This window comes from Shinella sp. M27 (genome assembly GCF_049199905.1).
GTDB lineage: Bacteria > Pseudomonadota > Alphaproteobacteria > Rhizobiales > Rhizobiaceae > Shinella.
Genome location: NZ_JBLZPK010000040.1, coordinates 1 through 22,387 on the forward strand (window position 1 = coordinate 1; position 22,387 = coordinate 22,387).

The 22,387-nt window shown below is 64.1% G+C and carries 24 protein-coding genes; 10 read left to right on the top strand and 14 right to left on the bottom strand.

Annotated features, from left to right (window positions below; all coding sequences use genetic code 11):
* The 3 genes from ACOZK4_RS16440 to ACOZK4_RS16450 form a co-directional block, all read right to left on the bottom strand.
* Positions 1-362: MetQ/NlpA family ABC transporter substrate-binding protein (locus ACOZK4_RS16440; protein ID WP_421592814.1), on the bottom strand; the 362-nt coding region annotated here is incomplete at its 3' end.
* A gap of 229 nt (positions 363-591) precedes the next feature.
* Positions 592-1,986 carry a DUF4360 domain-containing protein gene (locus ACOZK4_RS16445; protein ID WP_421592815.1) on the bottom strand — a complete coding sequence of 465 codons (1,395 nt, stop codon included), beginning with the start codon at positions 1,984-1,986 and terminating at the stop codon, positions 592-594.
* A gap of 76 nt (positions 1,987-2,062) precedes the next feature.
* On the bottom strand, positions 2,063-2,653 hold the full coding sequence (locus ACOZK4_RS16450) for a DUF4360 domain-containing protein (protein WP_313531953.1): 591 nt from the start codon (positions 2,651-2,653) through the stop codon (positions 2,063-2,065).
* Between the two features lie 433 nt (positions 2,654-3,086).
* Between ACOZK4_RS16450 and ACOZK4_RS16455 the strand changes: the two genes are divergently transcribed.
* The 4 genes from ACOZK4_RS16455 to ACOZK4_RS16470 all read left to right on the top strand — a co-directional run bounded on the left by ACOZK4_RS16455 (position 3,087) and on the right by ACOZK4_RS16470 (position 5,996).
* Positions 3,087-3,536 carry an Rrf2 family transcriptional regulator gene (locus tag ACOZK4_RS16455; RefSeq protein ID WP_421592816.1) on the top strand — a complete coding sequence of 150 codons (450 nt, stop codon included), beginning with the start codon at positions 3,087-3,089 and terminating at the stop codon, positions 3,534-3,536.
* A 32-nt stretch (positions 3,537-3,568) separates the two neighbouring features.
* Positions 3,569-4,036, top strand: a complete 468-nt coding sequence (locus ACOZK4_RS16460; protein WP_421592817.1) for a group III truncated hemoglobin — start codon at positions 3,569-3,571, stop codon at positions 4,034-4,036.
* The gene (locus ACOZK4_RS16465) at positions 4,033-4,320 is read left to right on the top strand and encodes a DUF6522 family protein (RefSeq protein ID WP_421592818.1); all 288 of its coding nucleotides are present in this window, start codon (positions 4,033-4,035) and stop codon (positions 4,318-4,320) included. Before ACOZK4_RS16460 ends, ACOZK4_RS16465 begins: the two co-directional genes overlap by 4 nt.
* A gap of 173 nt (positions 4,321-4,493) precedes the next feature.
* On the top strand, positions 4,494-5,996 hold the full coding sequence (locus ACOZK4_RS16470; RefSeq protein WP_421592819.1) for an amidohydrolase family protein: 1,503 nt from the start codon (positions 4,494-4,496) through the stop codon (positions 5,994-5,996).
* Between the two features lies 1 nt (position 5,997).
* Here the strand turns inward: ACOZK4_RS16470 and ACOZK4_RS16475 are convergent, their stop codons facing one another.
* The 5 genes from ACOZK4_RS16475 to ACOZK4_RS16495 all read right to left on the bottom strand — a co-directional run bounded on the left by ACOZK4_RS16475 (position 5,998) and on the right by ACOZK4_RS16495 (position 11,806).
* Positions 5,998-7,119: a PLP-dependent cysteine synthase family protein gene (locus ACOZK4_RS16475; RefSeq protein ID WP_421592820.1), complete on the bottom strand. Its 1,122-nt coding sequence runs from the start codon at positions 7,117-7,119 to the stop codon at positions 5,998-6,000.
* Positions 7,120-7,300: 181 nt separating this feature from the next.
* The gene (locus tag ACOZK4_RS16480) at positions 7,301-8,731 is read right to left on the bottom strand and encodes an amidase (protein WP_421592821.1); all 1,431 of its coding nucleotides are present in this window, start codon (positions 8,729-8,731) and stop codon (positions 7,301-7,303) included.
* Between the two features lie 96 nt (positions 8,732-8,827).
* Complete coding sequence (locus ACOZK4_RS16485) at positions 8,828-9,895, bottom strand: extracellular solute-binding protein (RefSeq protein WP_421592822.1); 1,068 nt, start codon at positions 9,893-9,895, stop codon at positions 8,828-8,830.
* Between the two features lie 107 nt (positions 9,896-10,002).
* The gene (locus tag ACOZK4_RS16490) at positions 10,003-10,911 is read right to left on the bottom strand and encodes a LysR family transcriptional regulator (protein ID WP_421592823.1); all 909 of its coding nucleotides are present in this window, start codon (positions 10,909-10,911) and stop codon (positions 10,003-10,005) included.
* A gap of 31 nt (positions 10,912-10,942) precedes the next feature.
* Positions 10,943-11,806: a MurR/RpiR family transcriptional regulator gene (locus ACOZK4_RS16495; RefSeq protein WP_421592824.1), complete on the bottom strand. Its 864-nt coding sequence runs from the start codon at positions 11,804-11,806 to the stop codon at positions 10,943-10,945.
* A gap of 449 nt (positions 11,807-12,255) precedes the next feature.
* On the opposite strand from ACOZK4_RS16495, the gene ACOZK4_RS16500 reads away from it, so the two are divergent.
* Positions 12,256-13,752 carry a M81 family metallopeptidase gene (locus tag ACOZK4_RS16500; protein WP_421592825.1) on the top strand — a complete coding sequence of 499 codons (1,497 nt, stop codon included), beginning with the start codon at positions 12,256-12,258 and terminating at the stop codon, positions 13,750-13,752.
* Here the strand turns inward: ACOZK4_RS16500 and ACOZK4_RS16505 are convergent.
* The 5 genes from ACOZK4_RS16505 to ACOZK4_RS16525 all read right to left on the bottom strand — a co-directional run bounded on the left by ACOZK4_RS16505 (position 13,749) and on the right by ACOZK4_RS16525 (position 19,406).
* Positions 13,749-14,126 carry a response regulator gene (locus ACOZK4_RS16505; protein WP_313530305.1) on the bottom strand — a complete coding sequence of 126 codons (378 nt, stop codon included), beginning with the start codon at positions 14,124-14,126 and terminating at the stop codon, positions 13,749-13,751. The two genes, ACOZK4_RS16500 and ACOZK4_RS16505, sit on opposite strands and share 4 nt — an antisense overlap.
* A 14-nt stretch (positions 14,127-14,140) precedes the next feature.
* Positions 14,141-14,332 carry a DUF3008 family protein gene (locus ACOZK4_RS16510; RefSeq protein ID WP_421592826.1) on the bottom strand — a complete coding sequence of 64 codons (192 nt, stop codon included), beginning with the start codon at positions 14,330-14,332 and terminating at the stop codon, positions 14,141-14,143.
* Between the two features lie 63 nt (positions 14,333-14,395).
* Positions 14,396-18,121 carry a PAS domain S-box protein gene (locus ACOZK4_RS16515; protein ID WP_421592827.1) on the bottom strand — a complete coding sequence of 1,242 codons (3,726 nt, stop codon included), beginning with the start codon at positions 18,119-18,121 and terminating at the stop codon, positions 14,396-14,398.
* A gap of 180 nt (positions 18,122-18,301) precedes the next feature.
* Complete coding sequence (locus ACOZK4_RS16520; RefSeq protein WP_313530301.1) at positions 18,302-18,511, bottom strand: hypothetical protein; 210 nt, start codon at positions 18,509-18,511, stop codon at positions 18,302-18,304.
* 112 nt (positions 18,512-18,623) lie between these two features.
* Positions 18,624-19,406 (bottom strand): SDR family oxidoreductase, encoded by a 783-nt coding sequence (locus tag ACOZK4_RS16525; protein WP_421592828.1) that lies wholly within the window; start codon positions 19,404-19,406, stop codon positions 18,624-18,626.
* Positions 19,407-19,532: 126 nt separating this feature from the next.
* On the opposite strand from ACOZK4_RS16525, the gene ACOZK4_RS16530 reads away from it, so the two are divergent.
* The 5 genes from ACOZK4_RS16530 to ACOZK4_RS16550 are packed head-to-tail and all read left to right on the top strand — an operon-like array spanning position 19,533 to position 21,297.
* The gene (locus tag ACOZK4_RS16530) at positions 19,533-19,736 is read left to right on the top strand and encodes a hypothetical protein (protein WP_421592829.1); all 204 of its coding nucleotides are present in this window, start codon (positions 19,533-19,535) and stop codon (positions 19,734-19,736) included.
* Positions 19,737-19,750: 14 nt separating this feature from the next.
* Entirely contained in the window at positions 19,751-20,140 is a 390-nt protein-coding gene (locus ACOZK4_RS16535; protein WP_421592830.1) for a CBS domain-containing protein, read from the top strand.
* A gap of 2 nt (positions 20,141-20,142) precedes the next feature.
* Positions 20,143-20,403 (top strand): DUF982 domain-containing protein, encoded by a 261-nt coding sequence (locus ACOZK4_RS16540; RefSeq protein ID WP_409530395.1) that lies wholly within the window; start codon positions 20,143-20,145, stop codon positions 20,401-20,403.
* A 30-nt stretch (positions 20,404-20,433) separates the two neighbouring features.
* The gene (locus ACOZK4_RS16545) at positions 20,434-20,697 is read left to right on the top strand and encodes a DUF2934 domain-containing protein (protein WP_313530290.1); all 264 of its coding nucleotides are present in this window, start codon (positions 20,434-20,436) and stop codon (positions 20,695-20,697) included.
* Positions 20,698-20,736: 39 nt separating this feature from the next.
* Positions 20,737-21,297: a type 1 glutamine amidotransferase domain-containing protein gene (locus ACOZK4_RS16550; RefSeq protein ID WP_421592831.1), complete on the top strand. Its 561-nt coding sequence runs from the start codon at positions 20,737-20,739 to the stop codon at positions 21,295-21,297.
* Positions 21,298-21,311: 14 nt separating this feature from the next.
* On the opposite strand, the gene ACOZK4_RS16555 is transcribed toward ACOZK4_RS16550, so the two are convergent.
* The gene (locus tag ACOZK4_RS16555) at positions 21,312-22,382 is read right to left on the bottom strand and encodes a DNA topoisomerase IB (protein WP_421592832.1); all 1,071 of its coding nucleotides are present in this window, start codon (positions 22,380-22,382) and stop codon (positions 21,312-21,314) included.
* Between the last annotated feature and the right edge of the window lie 5 nt (positions 22,383-22,387).

Sequence of the window (22,387 nt, forward strand, 5' to 3'; positions counted from 1 at the left end):
GGCCAGACGCCGGTATAGCCGACAGGCACGATCTTGTAGCCGTTCGTCTTGATCTGGTTTTCCAGATACGGCAGGTGCTGGAAGGCGTTGGCGTCGATCTCACCGCGCTCCAGCGCTTCGTTCGGCTGGGTGTAGTCGTTGAAGACGACGGTTTCGATGGTCAGGCCCTTCTTGGCGGCCTCGGCGGTGACGACGCGCCAGACATCCTCATCCTCACCGGAGATGATGCCGACCTTCAGGTCCTTCTTGTCCTCCGCAACGGCGGGGCCGGAAACGGAGAGGACCGAGACGGACACGGCGGCAACGGCGATCGCTGCGAGCGCCACGCGGCGGGAGAGACGGTTTTTGATGATAGTCAACATGATAGCCTGCTTTCGCGATTGGGAGGATCGACGCTCGAAACCGACCCGGTTTCTGGGAAGCAAAATCGCAAATGCCGCTTTCGTGAACAACGAATGGCGATTTATTGGGCAGCGCGAACGGGAACTTTCGCTCTCCAGAATGGCCAGAGAACGAGAAAATAATTTCTACTGATTTTATGAAGTACTCGAAACGAAGAGAGCGGCCCTATGGCCGCCCTCTTGTTTCCGATCAGAAACTCGCCTTGAGTTGCAGGCCGGCATTCCAGCGCGGCTTGCTCTCTTCGGCGACCGTGAGGCTGGCGCGCGTATCGACCGCCCAGTTCTCGTGGAACTTCCAGCCGACGCGGGCACCGACCGAGCCGAAACGGCGCGCTTCCCAACCGCCCGTCGCCTGGCCGACCCAATCGACATCCGCCTTGACGGCATCGCCATTGCCAAAGGTCTGGCCGGCGGTGGCGAAGAGCGAATAGTCGACCGCCGGGTTCAAAGCATGCGTCCACATGACGGTGACGTCGGCCGTATCAGCCACCGTGCTCTTGCCGGAAAGGGCCGCGGCAAACAGGTTGTCGGCGTCGGGCGTTTCCGCATAGGACGCGACATCGAGCGCCGAGCGGGACAGCCGAAGGGCTGCGGTGAACTCGTTCTGCGTATCCGGCGCATAGGCGACGCCGACGCGCACATGGCCGCCGATCAGCGAGCCCGAAGCGTCATTCGTGCGGGAAACGAGTCTGCCGGCATTGATATAGTTGCGCGTATATTTCGCCTCGACATCCGGCGAGCCCCAGATGCCGACCTCGCCAAAGGCCTTCCAGCCGCCGTCGAGCGGTACGGCATAGCGTGCGGAAGCCGCGGCGATCAGCATGTTGTCGGCATCGGTGCCGGTCTGGCGCGCATCATAGCCAGCCAGGCCGCCCATCAGGGTGATCTCTTCCGTCGCGTTCCACCGCGCATTGAAGCCCACCATGCCCTCGGTGCCGGCAAAGGCGGAGATATAGTCGTCGCCAGCGAAGGGATCGGTGAGACCGAGGATGCGGCCGGCCACGGCGTCGACGCCTGCCAGAAGCGAGCGGCGCTGCTCGGCAAGGCCGTCCAGCGATCCCTTGACGGATTCGCGGGTCGTGAAGCCGATCCGCGAAACGTCGAGCGTATCCAGGAATATCTGGGCGGCGTCGAGATCGCCGTCCTGACCTTCCGCCGTCAGCAGGATGGAGAGATCGAGCGTTTCGGAATCGACCGTGCCCATGCGGCGGTTGATCTCGTAATCCTCGGAAACCTCGCCGTCCGGATTGTAGAGGCGAACGCGATCGCCCTTCTTGCCGCCGTCGAGCGTCACCGTCTGGTCGCCGGTCTTGGTGGTAAAGCCGCGATAATCGACGGAGAACACCGAATAACCCTTGGCCTGTGTGACCGGCGCGGAGAGCGAGCAGGTCGTCCGGCCCGGGCCTTGCGTGCGGTCGCTGATGGCGAAGAGGGAATCGAAGAGGAAGCTGGTGGAATTCCTGTCCGGAGAAAGGGTCGTGGAAAAGGTGCCTGGCGCACACCCGTTGGCAGCCTGGGCGGAACCCGCCGCGAGTACGAGACCCGTCAGGATCAGGGCACGATTTGCATGTTTCAGAACCGTCAAAACTTCACCCGGTCTTAGTGATTACAAGGGAGCGGCCCACAGGCCGCCCCGATTCGCGCAGTCCGTTCTTAACGGCTCAGCGGCACTTGCGCCACTGCAGCTGGTAGATGATCGCGGCCTTGACGTCCTGCGTATCGACCGTTGCCATAGCTTCCTGGTTGCGCGTCGTCGAGACGCGGATCGAGGAATTGGTGCGCAGGTTGACGTCCTGGCCGCAGGGCGACCAGACGAGCGCATCGGCCACCAGCTTGTTGGTGATCAGGTAGTCGGCTTCCTTCGGACCGGTGAAGGTCTTGGCAAAGGACGGGCCACGCGAGCCGGCGAAGAAATATTCCACGCTGAACTGCGAACGGGCGCCGCGCGGCAGCTGGTTGAAGCCGCGGTAGTCGATGGCCAGAACCGAGACGCTGCGGCCCTGCGGCACGTGAACCGGGATCGCAACGTTGCAGGTCTTGCGGTCCAGCGACTTGCCGGTGTCACCGCCGGCCTGGACGATATATTCGTCGAACAACAGGCTGAGCGACTTGGAATCGGGGCTGAGCGTCGCCGAGACGCTGTTGGACGGGCAGCCGCTGCCGCCGTAGCCCGGCACGCCGAGCGAAATGTCATCTGCATGGGCAACGGCTGCAAAGCCGAGAACGCCGATCATAGCACCAATAATCTTCATGATTCTTCCTCTCGCAAGCCACAGCGGCTTCTGCGTTGCATATTCGGGCATGCACCCTGAACGATGTCTGAGCGGATCATTCAGAGCGCGTTCACTCAAAGGGATATAAACGGATGGTAAAGATTATATTAAGCATTTGATCGATCGAGTTGTTCGCCCCGCCGTAAACGCAACCCTTGCGCGCTTTTCTTCGCTTTTCCCGGCCAACGGCAAGGTTTCTTCTCGTTGGGAAAAGCGCCCGCAGCGACGGAAAAGCTTGGCTGTCGCGTCACCCATCGCAGTCACCCTTCAAGCCGCAGTCGTGGAAAACGCGCCATCGCGCTCCTCGCCATCGGTTGCGACGCCTTGGCGCTTTCAGCGCGGCTCGACTTGCGCTAAAAGTGGTATTCGAAATACTTCTTATGATGCAACCCGTTTTCCGAAAGACCGCATCATGCGCCTGACGCTGCACACCGACTATGCGCTCCGCATGCTGATCTATGTGGCGGCACGACCGGATGGGCTCTGTACAGTCGGCGATGTGGCAGAGGCCTACGGGCTCTCGCGCAACCACCTTCTCAAGGTGGCGCAGACATTGCGGGATATCGGCCTCGTCGAGACGACGCGCGGCCGGACCGGCGGCATAAAGCTCGCCAGGGCGCCCGAGGCTATCGGCATCGGTGCGCTGGTGCGGGCAACGGAGGAAGCGTTTTCGCTTGCCGAATGCATGCAGGCCGAGGGCGGCAGCTGTTGCGCGATCTCGCCGGCCTGCCGGCTGAAGGGCATGCTGCACGAAGCGCTCGCCGCCTTCCTCGCCGTGCTCGATCGATACACACTCGCCGATATCGTGCGCAATCGCGCCGCGCTCGGCCCGCTGCTCGGCCTCAACGCTGTCGCGGCCTGATGAAAGGACTGGACTATGCCCGAGGTGAGCCTGTGAAAGGCCGGACCGCGCCCGAACGTACCATCGTCATCGATGGCAAGCGGCTGCCCGAGATGCTCGACGAGACGATGATCCACGCCGTCGTGCACGGCTTCTACGACGAAATCCGCAAGGACGCGCTGCTCGGCCCCGTCTTCACCGGCATCATCGCGGCAGAGGACTGGCCTGGACATCTCGCCAAGATGTGCGATTTCTGGTCTGCGACGCTGCTGCGCGCCGGCCGCTACGAAGGCCGGCCGCTGCCGCCGCACCTTTCCATTCCCGAACTCGGCGAGGCGCATTTCCAGCGCTGGCTTTCGCTGTTTCGCGCAACCGTCGAACGGCTCTGCCCGCCCGACGTTGCCGATCTCTTTCTCGACCGGGCGCTGCGCATCGCCCATTCCTTCCGCCTCGCCATCGCCTTCCATCGCGGCGAGGATTCCATGAACGTTCTGCCGATCTCCCGGGAGGCGCTGACGTGACCGTACCCCTCACCCTCACACGGGACGAGAACGGCGAGTTCCTGCTGCCAGCGGACATGCTTGCCGCCCGTTTCGGCTGGCCGGTCGAGACCTTTCGCGACATGATGCGGCGAGGCCTCGTCTCGTCCCGCGTCGAGCGCGGCGAAGGCGAGGATGCCGGCCGCTGGCGGCTGTCGGTGCGCTGCGGCAACCGGCGCTGGCAGGCGATCGTGGAAGCGGATGGCAGCCTCAGTGACCAGCGGCTCGACGTCCTTCCCGCCGCGCCGCCGAAAAAACAGCGCTAGGCGGGAACCTTCCCGGCGCTGCGACAGCGTCTCCACCCCGTTGAGGAGGCGGTCATCTGCGCGGCCTGTCGCCGCGTGCCTACCGGGCGCTCTTCCGGTGACAGCGCGGCTGATTGACATCGTTTTCTTGTATGCAATAAGAAACGCAATCTAATACAATCGGGAACCAGTCCATGACGACACTTCCGCATTCCAGACGCCTTGCCGGCGCGGTCCTGATGAGCGCGCGCTGGGTCGTCGGCCACCGGGACGGCCGTCATGTGCTCTATGACGACGGCTGCGTCGTCTTCGAAGGGGATACGGTCACTTTCGTCGGCCATGATTATCCCGGCGAGGTCGCCCATCGCATCGATTGCGGCAATGCCATCCTCTCGCCCGGCTTCATCGATCTCGACGCGCTGTCCGATCTCGATACGACGGTGCTCGCCTTCGACAACCAGCCCTCCTGGCGCACCGGCCGCGTCTGGCCGAAGAGCTACATGGATCGCGGCCCCTACGAGATGTACACGCCGGAGGAGCTGGCCTTCCAGAAGCGCTATGCCTTCGCCCAGCTCATCCGTAACGGCGTGACGACGGCGCTGCCCATCGCCTCGCTGTTCTATCGGGAATGGGCGGAAACGGACGGCGAATTCTCCGCCGCGGCCCATGCCGCGCACGATCTCGGCCTGCGCGTCTATCTCGGCCCGGCCTACCGCGCCGGCAACAGCTTCGTTGATGACGATGGCAAGATCGGCTTCTATTTCGACGAGGAACGCGGCCTTGCCAATCTCGCCGGCGCCGTCGCCTTTGCCGAGCGCATCGAGGCGATGGCCTCGCCGCTGGTGCGCGCGATGCTGGCGCCCGACCGCATCGAGACCGGCACCGCCGAATTCCTGCGCCGCACCGCCGCTGCCGGCAACGATCTCGACGTGCCGGTGCGGCTGCATTGCTGCCAGTCCGAACTCGAATTCGACAGCATCGTCGCGGTGCACGACGCCACGCCGCTCGAATGGCTCGACAGTCTCGGCGTGCTGTCCGAGCGCATGCTGCTGCCGCATGGCGAACTCGTCGCCGGCACGCGCAATGTGGCGCGCGCCGGGCGCGACCTCGATATCCTCGCCAAGGCCGGTGCCACGCTGGTGCATTGCCCCATCGTCTCGGCCCGCCACGGCGGCTTTATGGACAGCTTCAGCAAGTTCCGCGAACTGGGCGTGCGCATCGGGCTTGGCACCGACACCTGGCCGCCGGATTTCATCCAGAACATGCAGGTCGGCATCATGGTGTCGCGCGTGATGGATGCCTCCATCGAGAGCGTGCGCTCGGAGCATTATTTCGATGCCGCGACGCTCGGCGGGGCCGATGCCCTGCGCCGTCCCGATCTCGGCCGCCTCCAGCCGGGCGCCAAGGCCGACATGATCGTCATCGACATGGGCCATGACCGCATCGGCCATGTCATCGATCCGATCCAGACGCTGATGATGAATTCCTCCGGCCGCGACGTGCGCACCGTCGTCATCGACGGCCGCTTCGTCATGGTCGACGGGGTCATTCCCGGCTTCGATGCTGCAGCGGAACAGGCCCGCGCCCAGCGCCAGTTCGACGGGCTGCTCACCCGCTACCCGGACCGTACCTACGGCCACCCGCCGCTCGAACAGATTTTTACGTCGAGCTATCCGCACGTCGGCCGCAAGGGGTGATTTACGGCATCGTCAGGGTTCCCGTGTCGAGGAAGGTCTCGATGGCTTGGCACCAGGGGGCGATGTCGATCTTGTTCTGGGCCAGCCAGTCGGCATTGAAATAGGTGCCGGCATAGCGGTCGCCGCTGTCGCAGATCAGCGTGACGAGCGAGCCCTCGCGTCCCTCCTTCATCATACCCTCGGCAATCGAGAGCAGGCCGAAGAAATTCGTGCCCGTGGACGCGCCCACCCGGCGGAACAGCCGGTCGGACAGCACATGGGCGGCGGCAATCGAGGCGGCGTCCGGCACCTTGATCATGTGGTCGATGACCGTCGGGATGAAGGACGGCTCGACGCGCGGGCGGCCGACCCCTTCGATGCGTGACGGCGTCGCACAGGTGGCGTCCGGATCGCGCTCCTTCCAGGCATCGTAGAACACCGAGTTCTCGACATCGGTCACGCAGAGCCGCGTCGCGAGGTTGCGATAGCGGATATAACGGCCAATGGTTGCCGAGGTGCCGCCCGTACCGGCGCCCATGATGACCCAGCTCGGCACCGGATGCGCCTCGCGCTCCATCTGGCCGAAAATACTTTCGGCGATGTTGTTGTTGCCGCGCCAGTCGGTGGCGCGCTCGGCATTGGTGAACTGGTCGAGATAGTGGCCGTTCGTCTCGGCCGCGATGCGCGCGGCGGTGTCATAGACCTCCGCCGGGCGATCGACGAAGGCGCAGCGGCCGCCGAAACGCTCGATGACATCGATCTTCGCCTTGCTGGTGCTGCGCGGCATGACGGCGATGAAGGGCAGCTCCAGCAGATTGGCGAAATAGGCCTCCGAGACCGCCGTCGAGCCCGAGGAGGCCTCGACCAGCGTCGTGCCCTTGCAGATCCGCCCGTTGCAGATGCCGTAGAGGAACAGCGAGCGGGCGAGCCGGTGCTTCAGACTGCCCGTCGGATGGGTGCTCTCGTCCTTGAGATAGATAGAGATGCCCTTGAGGCCCTTGAACACCGGATTGACGAGATGCGTATCCGCCGAGCGGCGGGCGTCACCCTCCAGAATGCCGATGGCATGGCGCGCCCAGGCGCGGTCCGCGCAATCGAGCGAGGGCGCCGGTTCGGCGGGGAAAGGGGCCGGTGTCGTGTCCATGGTGATCTCCTCCCAGAGGGAGGGATCGTGCGGTATTTTCCTTGGACGATCAACAGGTTCCTGCGGCTGATGGCCCGCAAGTCACCACCGTGTTCTGCCGCCGTCCTAAAGCTGGCTGCAAGCGTGAACACTTCGTCGAGCATCTGGAGACCCCCGCCACAGCGACGGGGTTCTCTTCGTTTCAGCGGGCGGCATGCACCGGTGCGCGAAGACCGCTCCACGGACGAGCCTCTTCGAGGTCGCGCGCGACGCGCACCAGAGTCGCCTCGTCGGCAAAGCGGGCGACGACCTGGATGCCGATGGGCATGCCGTTGCCATCGAGACCGAGCGGCAGGCTGACGGAGGGCTGGCCGGTGGCATTGAACGTGCCGAGGAAGGTGAAAAGCGTCGTGTCGCCCTCGGAGAAATCGGCGGCCGACAGGTCTTCGCGCGTCGTCGCGAAGCGGCCGTGCTCGGGGGCCGTCACCGGCGTCGTCGGCGTCAGCAGGATATCGAAGCGCTGGGTGGCGATCGCGACATCATGACGGATCTTGCGCATGACCTCGAAGACATTGACGATCTCGGCCGGCGACATGGCGAGCGTCTGTTCCGTCAGCTTCAGCAGCACGGGCTCGACCGTCGTGCCGTCGAGCGGCTTGCCGAGCGAGCGGGCAAGGGCCGGCATATCGGCAAGGCCGAGATTGAAGCCGCCCATGACGCCGACCATGATGTCCTCGGGGGCGGCCGGCGCGGAAATCTCCTCGATTTCGTGGCCCATGGCGGCCAGAAGTGCCGCCGTCTCGTCGAGAACGGCCAGCACATCCGCCGCGATCGGCACCCGGCCCCAGGCGGTGCGCGCCAGGCCGATGCGCAGCTTGCCGGTCGAGCGCTGCAATTCTTCGCGATAGGGCCGTTCCGGCTGCGCGATGATGAAGGGATCGCCCGGCTCGGGACCGGAGAACACATCAAGGGCGGCGGCCATGTCGCGCACCGTGCGGCAGACGACGAATTCACGCGCCAGGCCAAACAGCGAATCCTGACCATCCGGCCCGCCGGAAACCCGGCCGCGCGAGGGATTGAGGCCCACGAGGCCGCACCAGCCGGCAGGAATGCGGATCGAGCCGCCGCCATCGGAAGCGTGCGCCATCGGGACCACACCCGCCGCCACCGCCGCCGCCGCGCCGCCGGAAGAACCGCCGGCCGAGCGGTCGAGGTTCCACGGGTTGCGGGTGATGCCCTCGAGCAAGGTTTCGGTAAAACCGGCAAAGGCGAATTCCGGCACCGCGCTGCGGCCGACATAGCGCAGGCCCGATGTCTTGGCGCGGGTCGTGTAGTAGCTGTCGAGCGTCGCGACGTTACCCTTCATCAAGCGGCTGCCGAATTCCTGCAAGCGCCCGGCCTCGGCGGAGCCGATGTCCTTGCGCAGGAAGGGCACGCCGGCAAAGGCGCCCTGCTGCGGGCCGCTCACCGCCTCGGCATCGTCATAGAATTCGACGACGGCGTTGATATCAGGATCGACCTTCTCATGCGCGGCACGCGCCGCCTCCGTCAGTTCGTGGGCCGAGACGTCTCCCCGGCGCACCAGATCGGCAAGACCGGTGGCGTCGTGGCTGCAATAGTCTGAAAGGTTCATGGCAGATTCCGAATTTTCAAAAAGCCGCTGGACGATAGCAAGAACGCACCGCGCCATCGCGTCCGACCGGACGACGACGGCGCGGCACAACGTCGGTCATTTCAGGACGTCGGTCCAGATCTTCGTGTAGAGCGCCTGCACATCCGGCGGGCAGGCGATGCTGAATTCACCGGCGGCCTTCAGGTCCTCGGGAATGTTCAGCTCGGGCGCATCCCGCATGTCGGCGGGCATAAACTTTTCCGAACCCATGATGCCGTTGCCGTAGCGGGCGAAGGCGGAGATGAGGGCGGCGTTTTCCGGATCCATCACGAAGTTCAGGAAGAGCTTGGCGTTCTCGACATTCTTCGCATCCTTCAGGATGGCGAGGCTGTCTGTCCACAGCGGATATCCTTCCTTGGGATAACCGAAGACGACATCGGGATTGAGCAGGCGTGCGCGGAAGGTCGCGCCGTTCCACGACGTGCCGCCGGCGAAATCGCCCTTGGAGACCTGCTCGATCGTGCCGTAGTCCACCGCCAGCCATTTCGGCTTTGCCGCCACCAGCAGGTCGCGCACCTTCTTGAGAACGGTGAGGTCGCTCTCGCAGACCTTGCCGCCGGCATAGTGAATGGCGAGGAACATCACGTCGGACATTTCCGGGATGATGTTGAGCTTGCCGGCCAGCTCCGGCGGCGGATCGAGGAAGATCGCCGAGGTGTTCGGATCGCCTTTGTAGATGGATTTGTTGACCATGACGCCCGTCACGCCCCATTGCCACGGTACAGAATAATGCCGGCCGGGATCGAAGGGCACGTCCACCCATTTCGGATCGACGTTCTTGAAGTTCTCCATCTGGTTCGGCTCGGACTGGAGCAGCAGCCCCTCGCCGATCCACACATCCATGACGTAGCTCGACGGCACGACCATGTCGAAGCCGTGACCGCCCTGGCGCACCTTGGCCAGCGCCGTCTCGTTGGAATCATAGTCCGTCACGGTGACCTTGACGTCGTATTTCTCCTCGAAGCGCTTCACCAACTCCGGGTTGGTGTAGTTGCCCCAATTGTAGATATTGAGCTCGCCGGCCGCGAAAGCGGCGCTGGAGCCGAGAAGCGCGAGGCCGAAGGCGGCGCTTCCCAAAAGCCTTCCGGCCAAGGCCGGCGTTGCCGAATGTCTGTATCCTGTCATGGTCTCTTCCCTGTCCTCACTCGGGCGGGATGGTCGGGGAGAAAGACCGTCGCGACAAATATCATTTCCGCATGCCGAGGTGCGGAAAACTCACCTGTACGGAGGGATCAGACGAGATCCATGCTGCGCTTGTGCATCTCGATCTGCCCGTCCAGCCAATCGCGGAAGAGGCGAATCCCCGGTTTGCCGGCTGCACCGACGCGCTGGCGCAGATAATAACCGGCCTTCAGCCGGTGGCGGCTCGGCAGCGGCGCGACCAGCTCGCCGCGCGCGAGGAAATCCTCCGCCATGATCGTATCGGCCAGCGCAATGCCGCCGCCTTTCACCGCCTCGCGCATCAGCAGAATGGGATCGTGGAACATCGCGCCGGCTTTCACCGCCGCATTCGACGTTACGCCCTCACGTACCAGCCATTCCTCCCACCAGGCCGTGGTGCCCTCGTGCAGCAGGCGGTGGCCGACGAGATCGGCGGGGACGCGGATGGGGCGCTCGCGAAGCAGCGCCGGCGCGCAGACGGGCATGATGGTGAGCGGCAGCAGCGGCTTGAAGGACGGGTCGTTGTGGTTTTCGAATTCGGAGAAGATGAAGAGGTCGCTGTCGCCGATCTCGTTGGCGGAGGATGTCGAGACCTCGAATTCGAACTCGGGATGCAGGGTACGAAACTGCTCCAGGCGATCGACCAGCCATAGGCTGATGAAGGTGGTCTCGCCGCCGAGCGTGATGAAGCGGGCGCGGTTGGGCCGCACCTTGCCATGCACCGCCGCCTCCTCCGTCGCCGTCTCGATGATGCGGAAGGCCTCGTACAGGCGATGGGCATAGCTTTCGCCGCGCCCCGTCAGCGTGACGCCGCGCGTGCCGCGGGTAAACAGCCGGGCGCCCAGCGTATCCTCCAGCGAGGCGATGTGGCGGCTGACGGCGGAGGGGGACAGGCCAAGCTCCGCGGCGGCGGCCTTCAGGCTGCCGAGCCGGGCCGTGGCCTCGAAAACCCTGATGGCATTGAGCGAGGGAAGCAACATGATCCATGCAAAGCGGATGGGCCGCGCGGCGTCAATCCCCGAGCAGTTGCCGGTCGTCGCCATCGCGACGGCTGACCAGTTCCTGCTTGATGCCGCGCAGCGTCTTCAGCGCCGTTTTGCGATCGGCATAGGCGACGAGATTGGCGAGCATGTCGATGACGGCGAGATAGGCGTAGCGCGTCGACGTGGGGCGGAAGACGTTGCGGCCCTCCGGCAGGTCGACGGCGATGACGACATCGGCCGCTACCGCCACGGGCGAGCCGCTCTGGGTGATGACGATGCTCGGCACGCCGCGTTCGCGCAAAAGCGTGAGACAATGCACCAGCGCCATGTCGCGACCGGTGAAGGACGATCCGAACACCACCGTACCCGGCTGGGCGGCGGCGGAGAGCATCGCATTCATGTTGTGATCATTCGAGGCGCTGATCCGGCATCCCAGGCGGAAAAGCCGGTTGTGCAGTTCGTTGACGATCATCGCCGAATTGCCGCTGGCGCCGAAGGCCTGGATGAAATCGGCTCCGCCCAGCAGGCGGGCGGCCGTTTCGAGCGCTGCGAAATCGAGCTGGCGATGCAGCTGGAACAGCGCGTTCTGGGCTTTGGCAACAATGTCCGCGGCCACCTCGCCGGGCGTTTCGGTCGCGACCTCAGGCTTTACATAGCGCAGGCCGACATAGGTGAGCCCGGCAAGCTGCACCTTGAAATCCGGATAGCCCTTGCAGCCGAGCCGGCGGCAGAAGCGGGTGACGGTGGGCGGCGAGACGCCGGCCCGCGCGGCCATATCGCCGATCGAGGCGTTGACGACGAAATCCACGTCGTCGAGGGCGATCTGCGCCAGCCGCCTGTCGAGACCGGACAGTTTTCCATCCTCATCCGACAAGGCGTGAAAAAGGTCCATCGGTTCTTCCCGCCTACATTCGCAGATTATGAAAATAAATTTCTCAACACTGATGTCGTATCATGGAACTGCCGGCAGAGAAACTCATGGCCGATTTTCACCGGCCATTTTCACACCCATCCGTTCGCCCTCTCGGGAAACGCGAACAAAATTTTCTTTATCCGCATGATATTCACTCACTATTTTTAGGATTCAGCACTTTCCAGAAATTCCGCTTGTGAAAATTCCACGCCCTTGCCACCAGGAATATACAAGTCGTCCGGTGCAGAGTCTGCCACGGCTAATACATTGACTTTTCGCGACATTTTTCATTCAATTGAGAAAATAAATTACATCGCGTGAGCGATTGCGGAAAACGACACAGACACAGCTTTTCAGCACGGAAGCGCCTTTTACTCGGACAGGCCGAGCGGGCATGCGGGCCGAAAATTCATCAGGAATGGACGAAGATGCGTATTTTCACGGCCTCGCTTGCAACGGAAACCAACACGTTCTCGCCGGTGCCGACGGATATGAATTCGTTCAAGGCCGCCTTCTATGCGGGGCCGGGCGAACATCCGGAGACGCCGACGCTTTGTTCCTCGGTTGTGCCGATCCTGCGCCGGCGCGGCCGGGCGGAGGGTTTTACGGTGATCGAGGGGACCGCCTGCTGGGCAGAGCCCGCCGGCCTCATCCAGCGCCAGACCTATGAGACGCTGCGCGACCAGATCCTCGGCGAGCTCACCGCCGCGCTGCCGGTCGATGCCGTCATTCTGGGCCTGCATGGCGCGATGGTGGCGCAGGGCTATGACGACCCGGAGGGCGATTTTCTGGAACGCATCCGGGCGCTCGTCGGCCCGCAGGTGCTGATTGCGGTGGAATTCGATCCGCACAGCCACCTCACCGCCAGGCGCGTCGCCAATCTCGACCTGATGGCGGCCTTCCTCGAATTTCCGCATACGGATTTCGAGGAGCGCGGCGAGCATGTGGTGGAGCTGGCGCTGCGCACGCTGAAGGGCGAAATCCGCCCTGTCGTCTCCACCTTCGACTGCCGCATGATCACCATCTATCCGACGAGCCGCGAGCCGATGCGCTCCTTCGTCGACCGGGTGAAGGCGATGGAGGGCAAGGACGGCATTCTCTCCCTCTCCGTCATCCACGGCTTCATGGCGGGCGATGTGCCGGATATGGGCACGCGCATCGTCGTCGTGACCGATGGCGACAAGGCGAAGGGCGACGCCCTGGCGCAGGCGCTCGGCCACGAGCTTTACGGCCTGCGCAAGAAGACGGCGATGCCGATGCTCGATACGGAAGCCGGCCTCGACAGGGCGCTGACGCTCCGGGCGGCGCATCCGCAAAAGCCCGTCGTCATCGCCGATGTCTGGGACAATCCGGGCGGCGGGGTCGCAGGTGACGCGACCTTCATCCTGCGGCGCATGATCGAGCGCGGTTTCGAGCATGTCGCCGTCGCGACGATCTGGGACCCGATCGCCGTCTCCTTCTGCCATGCGGCGGGCAAAGGCGCAGAACTGGCGCTGCGCTTCGGCGGCAAATCCGGTCCCGAAGGCGGCGAACCGCTGGACCTTCGCGTCACCGTGGAACAGGTCTTCGACGCCGGCTGGCAAAGCTTTCGCAACAGCCGCGTGACGCTCGGCAGCACGGCGGTGATCCGGCCCGTCGGCACGACGATCGACATCGTGCTGATCACCAGCCGCACCCAGACCTATGAGCCGGATATCTTCTCCAACCAGGGCGTGGACTTTTCGCAGAAAGCTTTCCTGCTGGTCAAATCGACCAACCATTTCCACGCCGGCTTCCAGCCGGTTGCGTCCGAGATCGTCTATATCGCGGCCCCCACCTCCTACCCGACCGACCCGGCAACCACGGCCTATCGCAAGGCGAGCGCCAACATCTGGCCGCGCGTCGCCGACCCGCTGGGACTGGATGCGGTGGCGACTGACCTCTAGGGCGCGGCCCGCCGGGCGACCGAGCGGCTGCGCTTGTCGATCGCTCGTTGCAGCGCTTCGGTGATCTCCTCGTCGCGGAAAGGCTTGGCGATCACCGCCAAGGCCCCGTCAAACCCGTAGGGCAGCGAGCCGGGATCGCCGGTGACGAAGATGACGTCGATGCCGAAACGGTCGATCAGCCGGCGGGCGAGCAGATGGCCGCTGTTGCCGTCGGAAAGGCCCAGATCGACCAGCGCGATGTCGGCGCGCGGCGCATAGGCGAGCGCCTGCTCGACAGTCGAGACCGGGCCGAGGGTTTCGTGGCCGCTGTCATGCACCACGCTTTCCAACAGGCTGGCGATGAGGAACTCGTCCTCGACGATCATGACTCGCATGTCTTTCTCCCGCATCAGGCCGATTTCGAGTCGTGCTCGGGTTTGCCCTTGCGCTTGGTCGACGCCATCTCCTTCAGCTCCTTTTCCGACATGGATTTCTCCATGCTCTTCGAAGCACCTTTCAATTCGCTTTTCTTGGTCTCACCGCGTTTTGCCGAGAGCGCGGCGCCGGCAGCCTTCTGCTGCGCTTTGGATTTTGCAGGCATGGAACGATCTCCTGTTGACGGTAACCCGTCAAACCGTCGAACCCGCCCAATGTTCCCGCAGCTTCACACGCCCGTTGCGGCAAGGGCCGCGGCGATCTCCTTGGCGTCATAGGGCTTTTGCAGCAGGACGGCAGGGCGACCGACGGCAAGGGCCGGCAGGTCGCTGTGGCCTGTGGCAAAGATGACGCCGACATCCGGCCTTACCTCGCGAGCGCGGATCGCCAGGTCCGTGCCCGACATGCCCGGCAGGCCGACATCGGTGAGGAGCACGTCGAAGGCGCGGCTCTTGAGAAGCGGCAATGCCTCCTCTGCGGTCGTCGCCTCGATCACCTCATGACCGAGTTCCTGCACGAGATCGACCGCATTGAGGCGGATCAGGAAATCGTCCTCGACCAGGAGAATGCTGAGCCGCCGCGGCTTTTCAGGTTGCTTTTCCGGTTCGGGCACCGGCGTTTCCGTCTTCGGCGGAACCGGTTTGCGACCGGCAAGCGTAGCGCGCAGCTTTCGGGCCAGCGCCTCGCGCGTATAGGGTTTCGGCAGAAGCTCGACACCGGCATCGAGCCGGCCTTCATGCACGATGGAATTTTCCGTATAGCCCGAGGTGAACAGCACCGCGAGGCCAGGCAGGCGCTCACGCGCCTTGCGGGCGAGATCGGGGCTGCGCAGCGGGCCGGGCATGACGACGTCGGTGAAGAGAAGATCGATGCCGACGCCGCTTTCGATGACCGTCAGGGCGCTCGCCGCATCGCGCGCCTTCAGCACGGAATAGCCGAGATCGCCGAGCATCTCGACGACGGTGGCGCGCACCTCGTCGTCGTCCTCCGCGACGAGCACGGTTTCCGTGCCGCCGATGACCGGGCCGTAGTCGACCTCCGCGAGGCGGTCCTCCTCTTCCAGCGAGCGCGGCAGATAGATGCGCACCGTCGTGCCCTCGCCCGGCTCGCTGTAGATCTTGATATGGCCGCCGGACTGCTTGACGAAACCATAGACCATGGAGAGGCCAAGACCGCTGCCCTTGCCGGCGGGCTTCGTGGAAAAGAACGGCTCGAAGGCCCGCTCCACCACATCCGCGGCCATGCCCTCGCCGGTATCCGTCACCGCGACGAGCACATATTGGCCGGGCTTGATATCGGCATGCTGCCTTGCATAGGCGTCGTCGATATAGGCATTGCCGACCTCGACGGTCAGCTTGCCGACGCCCTTCATGGCATCGCGCGCATTGATCGCGAGGTTGAGCACGGCGTTCTCGATCTGCAACGGATCGACGAAGGTGTTCCACAGGCCGCCGGAGCGGATGGTCTCGATCTCGATGGCCTCGCCGATCGTCCGGCGCAGGAGGTCCTCAAGCCCGGCGACGAAGCGGCCGATATTGATGACTTTGGGTTCCAGCGCCTGCCGGCGGCCGAAGGCGAGCAGCTGGCTGGCGAGCTTGGAGCCGCGGCTGACGCCGGCGATGGCATTGGCCACACGCTGTTCGGCGCGCGCATTGCCGGCAATGTCCTTGCCGAGCAGCTGAAGATTGCCCGAGATTACCTGGAGCAGGTTGTTGAAGTCATGCGCGACGCCGCCGGTCAGTTGGCCGATGGATTCCATCTTCTGCGCCTGGCGCAGCAATTCCTCGGCTTCCGCGAGCGCACGCGCCTGTTCGCGCTCGCCGGTCACGTCGCGGCCATAGGCGAAGGTCAGGCCCTCCTCGGCGAAGATGCGCCAGGAAATCCACCGCACGGACCCGTCGAAATGCCGGAAGCGCACCTCCCGCTCCTCCGAACCGAACCGACGGTCGCCGGCCAGGAATTGCGCCGCATCCTCCTGCCGCACGAACGTGCCGAGACGCCGGCCCACGCTTTCGCGGGCTGGAAAGCCCAGCACCTCGGACCAGGCGGGATTGACGGAGCGGATTGTGCCGTCCTCGCCGGTCACGACAAGTAGGTCGCGCGCATTGCGCCAGAGTCGATTGACCTCAGCGGTGCGCTCGCCGACCTGCCGCTCCAGCGAATTGGCGAGCTGCTCGAGCTTCTGCTCCGCCCGCCGCCGCTCTACGGCGCTGCGGGTGCGGGCTGCGACGTCGCGCACGAAATCCAGTTCGCTCGCCGACCATTCGCGCACGTCCTCATGGTTGAGGTAGAGCAGTGCGACGAGGCCGGAGGCTTCCGTCACCGGCATGTTGATGAAGGCCCGCGCCTTGATCGCCTTCAGCGCCTCGGCCGTCGCCTGGGTGCGCGGATCCTTTTCCGCATCCGCCACGACCACCGTTTCGCCGCGCTTGAGGTCATCGATATAGGTGCCGTATTCGCGAAAGTTCAGCACGCCGGCAATCGTCTTGACGCCGGGCGCGTTCCAGTCGCGCTCGATGGTGATCGTCTCGGCGACGAGATCGATCGTGCCATAGCCCGCACGGCTGACATTGTGCACACGGGCCAGCATTTCCGCTGCCGCGAAAGCGATGTCGGCCGGCTCGGTGAGCTGGCTGAAACGGTCCGTCAGCTCGATCAGCGCGTTGCGCCTGATGTCCTCGGCCCGGACTTCGGTCACATCGACATTGACGCCGATCATGCCGAGAAATTCGCCGCCCGCCCCGAAACGCGGCTGCGCATCCGTACGCAGCAGACGGTAGCAGCCGAGCTTGCGGCGATAGCGGGCCTCGACGACGAACGGCACCTGCCGGCGCATCGCATCCTGAAAAACCTCGGCCAGTCTCTGCCGGTCGTCGGGATGCACCGTGGTGTTCCAGTCGAAACCGTCGATCTCCTCCGGCGCGACACCCCAGAAGGCGCGCTTTGCCGCGTTGAGATAGAGGCACTTGCCGTTCTCGTCGCCCATCCAGAGCATGACCGGCGCGTTGTCCGCGGCAAGGCGGAAGCGGGCCTCGCTTTCCCGCAGCGCGTCCTCGGCCGTCTTCTGTTCGGTCACATCGTGACCCTGCACGAAGACACCGGTCGGCCTGCCGTCTTCGTCGAAGACCGGCTGGTAGATGAAGTCCAGAAACCGCTCGTCCGGCGCCATGTCGTGGCGGCGCTTCAAGAGCACGCGCGCGCCCTTGCCCACATAGGGACGGCGGGTGGCAAGCACGCGGTCGAGAATATCGACGAAGCCCTGCTCCACGACCTCCGGCAGCGCCTCGCGCAGCGGTTTGCCGATAATGTCCCTGTTGTCGACGAGCTGGCGATAGGCATTGTTGGCAATACCGAAAACATGGTCCGGCCCGACAAGCGTCGACACGAAACCGGGCGCCTGCTCGAACATCAGGCGCAGCCGCTCGCCTTCCGATTTCAGCCGCTCCTCCGCCTTCACCTTGCCGGTCGTTTCGACCACGATGGCGATGACGCCGGCCGGGCGGCCGTCCTCGCCGAGCACGGGCGAATAGTCGAGATTCATCCAGACCTGCTCAGGCTCGCCGCGGTGGCGAAGCAGCGTCAGCTCCTGATCCTTGTAGGCAAGTGTTCCGCCGGCGAGGCCGACTTTCATGACATTGTCGTTGAAATCGGCAACTTCGGGCCAGCCTTCGCGAACCCTACTGCCCAAAAGCGCCGGATGGCGCCCGCCGGCGAAGATCGAATAGGCATCGTTATAGATCATGATACCGTCCTCTCCCCAGAGGAGGACGATCGGTACCGGGGAGCGCAGCATGATGCTGACCGTGGTCTTGAGGCTCTGCGGCCAACCGTCGACGGGGCCTATCGGGGTGCGGGTCCAGTCGAAGGCGGAAATCAAACGGGCGGCATCACCGCCACCGCTGAGGAATGGATAACGGCTGTCGACCGCCTCCTCCAGCCCGTCTTCCACCCGCATTCATACCCCCTTTTATACACCGATCTCGCGGGATCGCTTTTTAGCGAGGTTTCCCTGCGAAAGATCGCAATCGATATGGTCCAACCAAATTTTTCCCGCCCTGCCGAAACAGCTGAGGGCCGCGACGGACATAGGGCGGGAACAGGCAACGTCAAATATTTAGATTATTTAGATCCGGCGCTAGCGCTGGAAAACGGGAAGATCGGACGGCTTGGCAGCGCGACCGCTTTTCAAGCCCAACTGCTCCCATGCAAAAGTCTTCGCCGCTGCCGCGGCGGCCTCCTTGGTGGGATAGGTATCCGGCAGCACATAATCCCTGCCCTCGCAGGACAGCATCGCACGGCAACTCAACACATCGAAATGCAGCTGGATATTGGACTGTTCGCTCATCGCATCCTCCTTCGATACAACGCGATAGAATGAGGCCGGCATCGATAAGTTCCGGATCGCCCCTGACTTCTCCAAATTCTATCGATTCCCAATCGGCGCAAAGCGACAGCACTCACCGCAACAACCCCTGTCCGCCGTCGATCCACAGTGGCACGCCGGTGATGTGGCGGGCCTTGGAGGAGGCGAGGAAGACGATCGCATCGGCGACTTCCGCCGCCGTGCCCGGTTCGCCGGCGGAGATCGGGATTTGCCCCTGCGGCCACACCACCGGGATGCCGGCCTCGTCCGCGCCGCGCTGGCGGGTGTTGTCGTCGATCTCTGTCTCGATGGCGCCAGGGCAAATGGCGTTGACGCGGATGTGCGACTTGCCGAGCTCCAGCGCCAGTTGCTGCACCATCGCAAGCTGCGCGGCCTTCGTGGCGGAATAGGCCGTGGCACCCGGCGTGGTGAAGGTGCGCGTGCCGTTGATGGAGGAGACGACGACGATGCTGCCTTCTCCGGCGGCCTTGAGATGCGGCACGGTGAGATGCAGGGTCAGATAGGTTCCGCGCAGGTTGACGGCGATCGTTTCGTCCCATTCGGCAGGCTTCAGGTCTTCGATCGGCGCCCAGACGCCGTTGATGCCGGCATTGGCGATCACGATATCGAGAGTGCCGAAAGCCCCCACGAGCCGGTCCACCGCCACCCGCATCGATGCCTCGTCCGCGATATCGGCGACCAGCGCTATGGCGTCGCCGCCAAGGGCGCGGATATCATGCACCACCGCTTCAACCTCTTCTTCGGTTCGGCTGAGCACCCCAACGCTCGCACCATGACGGGCAAAGGCCTCTGCCGTCGCCTTGCCGATCCCGGATCCTGCCCCCGTCACTAGGGCGACCTTTCCTGCAAAAAGCATGGCGTTTTCTCCGTTGCACAGCGCGACAGGAATGTTCCGGGAGCGATCCTGTTCCGTGTTTTTCGGGAACCATGGCCCGGCCTCGGCGTTTGTTTCAGACACCAACTCAGTTCGCAGGAGTTTTACGTGCGCCAGAAGAAAAAAACGCTCGCCCGCAAACCCGCCCCCCAAACGGATCCCGAAACCAGCCATCGCAGCAAACGCCGCAATTCGTGGGAGCCGCAGGTCATCGTGCCGCATCAGGTCGATCTGCCGCTTGATCAGGGACGTGCCGAGATTGCCGTGCCCGCAGCGGTCCATGGTCGCAGCCTGTCCAATGGAAGGCTTTGAAGGAGGCGATGGGAATGCGTGTCAAGGACGTGATGTCCGCCCAGATCGTCACCGCCTCCCCCAATGACACGGCCCAGTCGGCCGCCCGTCTGATGGCGGAAACCGAAGTCGGCGCGCTCCCCGTGGAGGTGCCCGGCGTCGGCGCCATCGTCGGTATCATCACCGATCGCGACATCGTCGTTTCGGTGCTCGCCAAGGGGCTTTCGACCTCGACGGGCCTTGCCGAATTCATGACCGTGTCGCCTGAGGTGTGTAACGAGAATGACGAGACGGCCACTGTCGCAGCCCGCATGCGCGATCTCGCGGTGCGGCGTCTCGTGGTTGTCAACGATGAGCGGCGTGTAGTCGGCATCGTCAGCCTTGTCGATATTCCGGCCGAACCGGCGGTGGAGGGCGTGACATGACGATCTACGCGACCGACAGGCTATGGGACGAGGCCGTCATCCTTGAGGGTGACGGGCGTGTACTGCGCGTGCACAGCACGCGGGACGCCCTGCTCTGCCTCAAAAACCACTGGCCGATAAAAGATGGCCCTGCTCTTCTGGCGGCGACCAGCATTGGCGAGCAGGGGCTGACCAGCGACGACGACCCGGCTTTTGCCCGCCGGGCCTTTATCGAAGCCGCCAAGGAAGCCGGCTTCAGCGTAAACACGTGGACGGCGGCATAGACCGCTGACACCTTCGAAGGGACATCAATCGTGCAAGACGACGAACGCCAGGAATGGATCAATAAACGTGCCTATAGCCTGTGGGAGGCGGAAGGCCGCCCGCATGGCAAGGACCAAGAGCACTGGGAACAGGCAGCGCGCGAACGCGCCGACCTCGAAAAGGTAGCCCTCCCCGAACATCTCAAAACGAAACGTAATTCAGTCAATGCCGACGCGGCCACCGAGAAGGCTATCGCCTCAAGGCGGCATCCAAGTCCGAACTCCACCGCCAAGGTGCCCTCGCTCCGTCCCTGACGGCAGCGGCACCACCCCATACACTTGAAAGGAAAACCCATGCCCTCCATCGAAGAAGCCCGTATTCTCATTCTTGCGACCGACGGCTACGAGCGCTCCGAACTGCGCGTGCCGCTGGAAGAGCTGAAGAAACGCGGCGCGACCGTCTCCATCGCCTCGCTGGAAAAACGTCCGATCAAGAGCTGGGACAAGAAAGACTGGGGCGATACGGTCGACGTCGATTTGACGGCGGCCGATGTTTCCTCCACCGCCTTCGACGCGCTCGTCCTGCCCGGCGGCCAGATCAACCCGGACCTGCTGCGCAAGGACGAAACGGCGATGCGCGTCGTGCGCGACTTCCTCGCCTCCGGCAAGGTCGTCGCGGCGATCTGCCATGCACCTTGGCTGCTGATCGAGGCCGATGCGCTGCGCGGCCGCAAGGCCACCTCCTATCCGTCGATCAAGACGGATGTCATCAATGCCGGCGCCGAGTGGCACGACGAGAAGGTGGTGACAGACCAGGGCATCATTACCTCGCGCTCGCCCGAGGATCTCGACGCCTTCGTGGCCAAGATCGTGGAAGAGATCGAAGAAGGCCGCCACGAACGCCGCGCGGCCTGATTCCGTAAAGCTGCTTACACCGCCGGCTGCGCAGTTCGCGCCGCCGGCGCTTTTTTGCCGGCGCGGCGGCGGGCGTTGCGGCGGTTTTCAAGGAAGCGCAGAAGCCGCTCCTCCTCCGCCCGCAATCCCTTGATGGCGAGCGGCGGGCGACGCATGGCGATGCGCAGCGTCTCGGGCGTTTCGGCAAGCGCGATGACATCAGGATGAATGTAGCTCGACCGGGCGATGGCCGGCGTGTTGTGCAGGGCCTCGGAGGCGGCGTTCGCCATGCCCTTGATCGTCGGCCGCCCGCCCGCTTCGATGGCTTGGCGGGCCATGGCGAAGGCCGCGAGGCTCCCCGCCCAGGTGCGGAACGTCTTGGCTGAGACCGCGATGCCGGCGATTTCGGCGAGATAGCCGTTGAGCCGGCCGGAATCGATCGGGCGCACCAAGTTCGTCTCGTCCTTCCAGACGAAGAGCTGCCGGCCGGGCAGATCGGCGCTGTCTTCCAGGATGCGCTGCAGGCGCGGATGTTTCAGCGTGCGCTGAACACGCTTGCCGCCCTTTGCCGTGAAGCGCAATTCGATGCGGCCGTCAGCCAGCTTGACGTGGCGTTTCAACAGCGTCGTCGCGCCATAGGTCTTGTTTTCCTCCGCATAGGTGCGGTTGCCGACGCGCAATTGCGCCTCGTCGAGCAGCACGGTGATCGCCGCCAGCATCGTATCGACCGCGCCCGGTGCACCGTCGAGATCGCGCCGCACCGCACGGCGGATTTTCGGCAGCGCCCGGCCGAAGGCGATGAGCTGGCCGAACTTGTCGCCGCTTTTCAACGCCTGCCAGTCGGCATGATAGCGATACTGCTTTCGCCCCCGCGCATCGTAACCGGTGGCCTGCAAGTGGCCGTTGTCGTGGATGCAGATCCAGACATTGTCATAGGCCGGTGGCAGGCCAAGCGCGGATATGCGGGCCTTCAGCGCCGCATCCCGCACGAGCGCACCATCCGGCAGGCGATAGCAGAAACTGCGGCCTGCACGCTGGCGCCGGATTCCGGGCTCGCTGTCGGAGACATAGACGAGACCGGTTTGCGAAAGCGTGTCAGGCGCCATGGCAA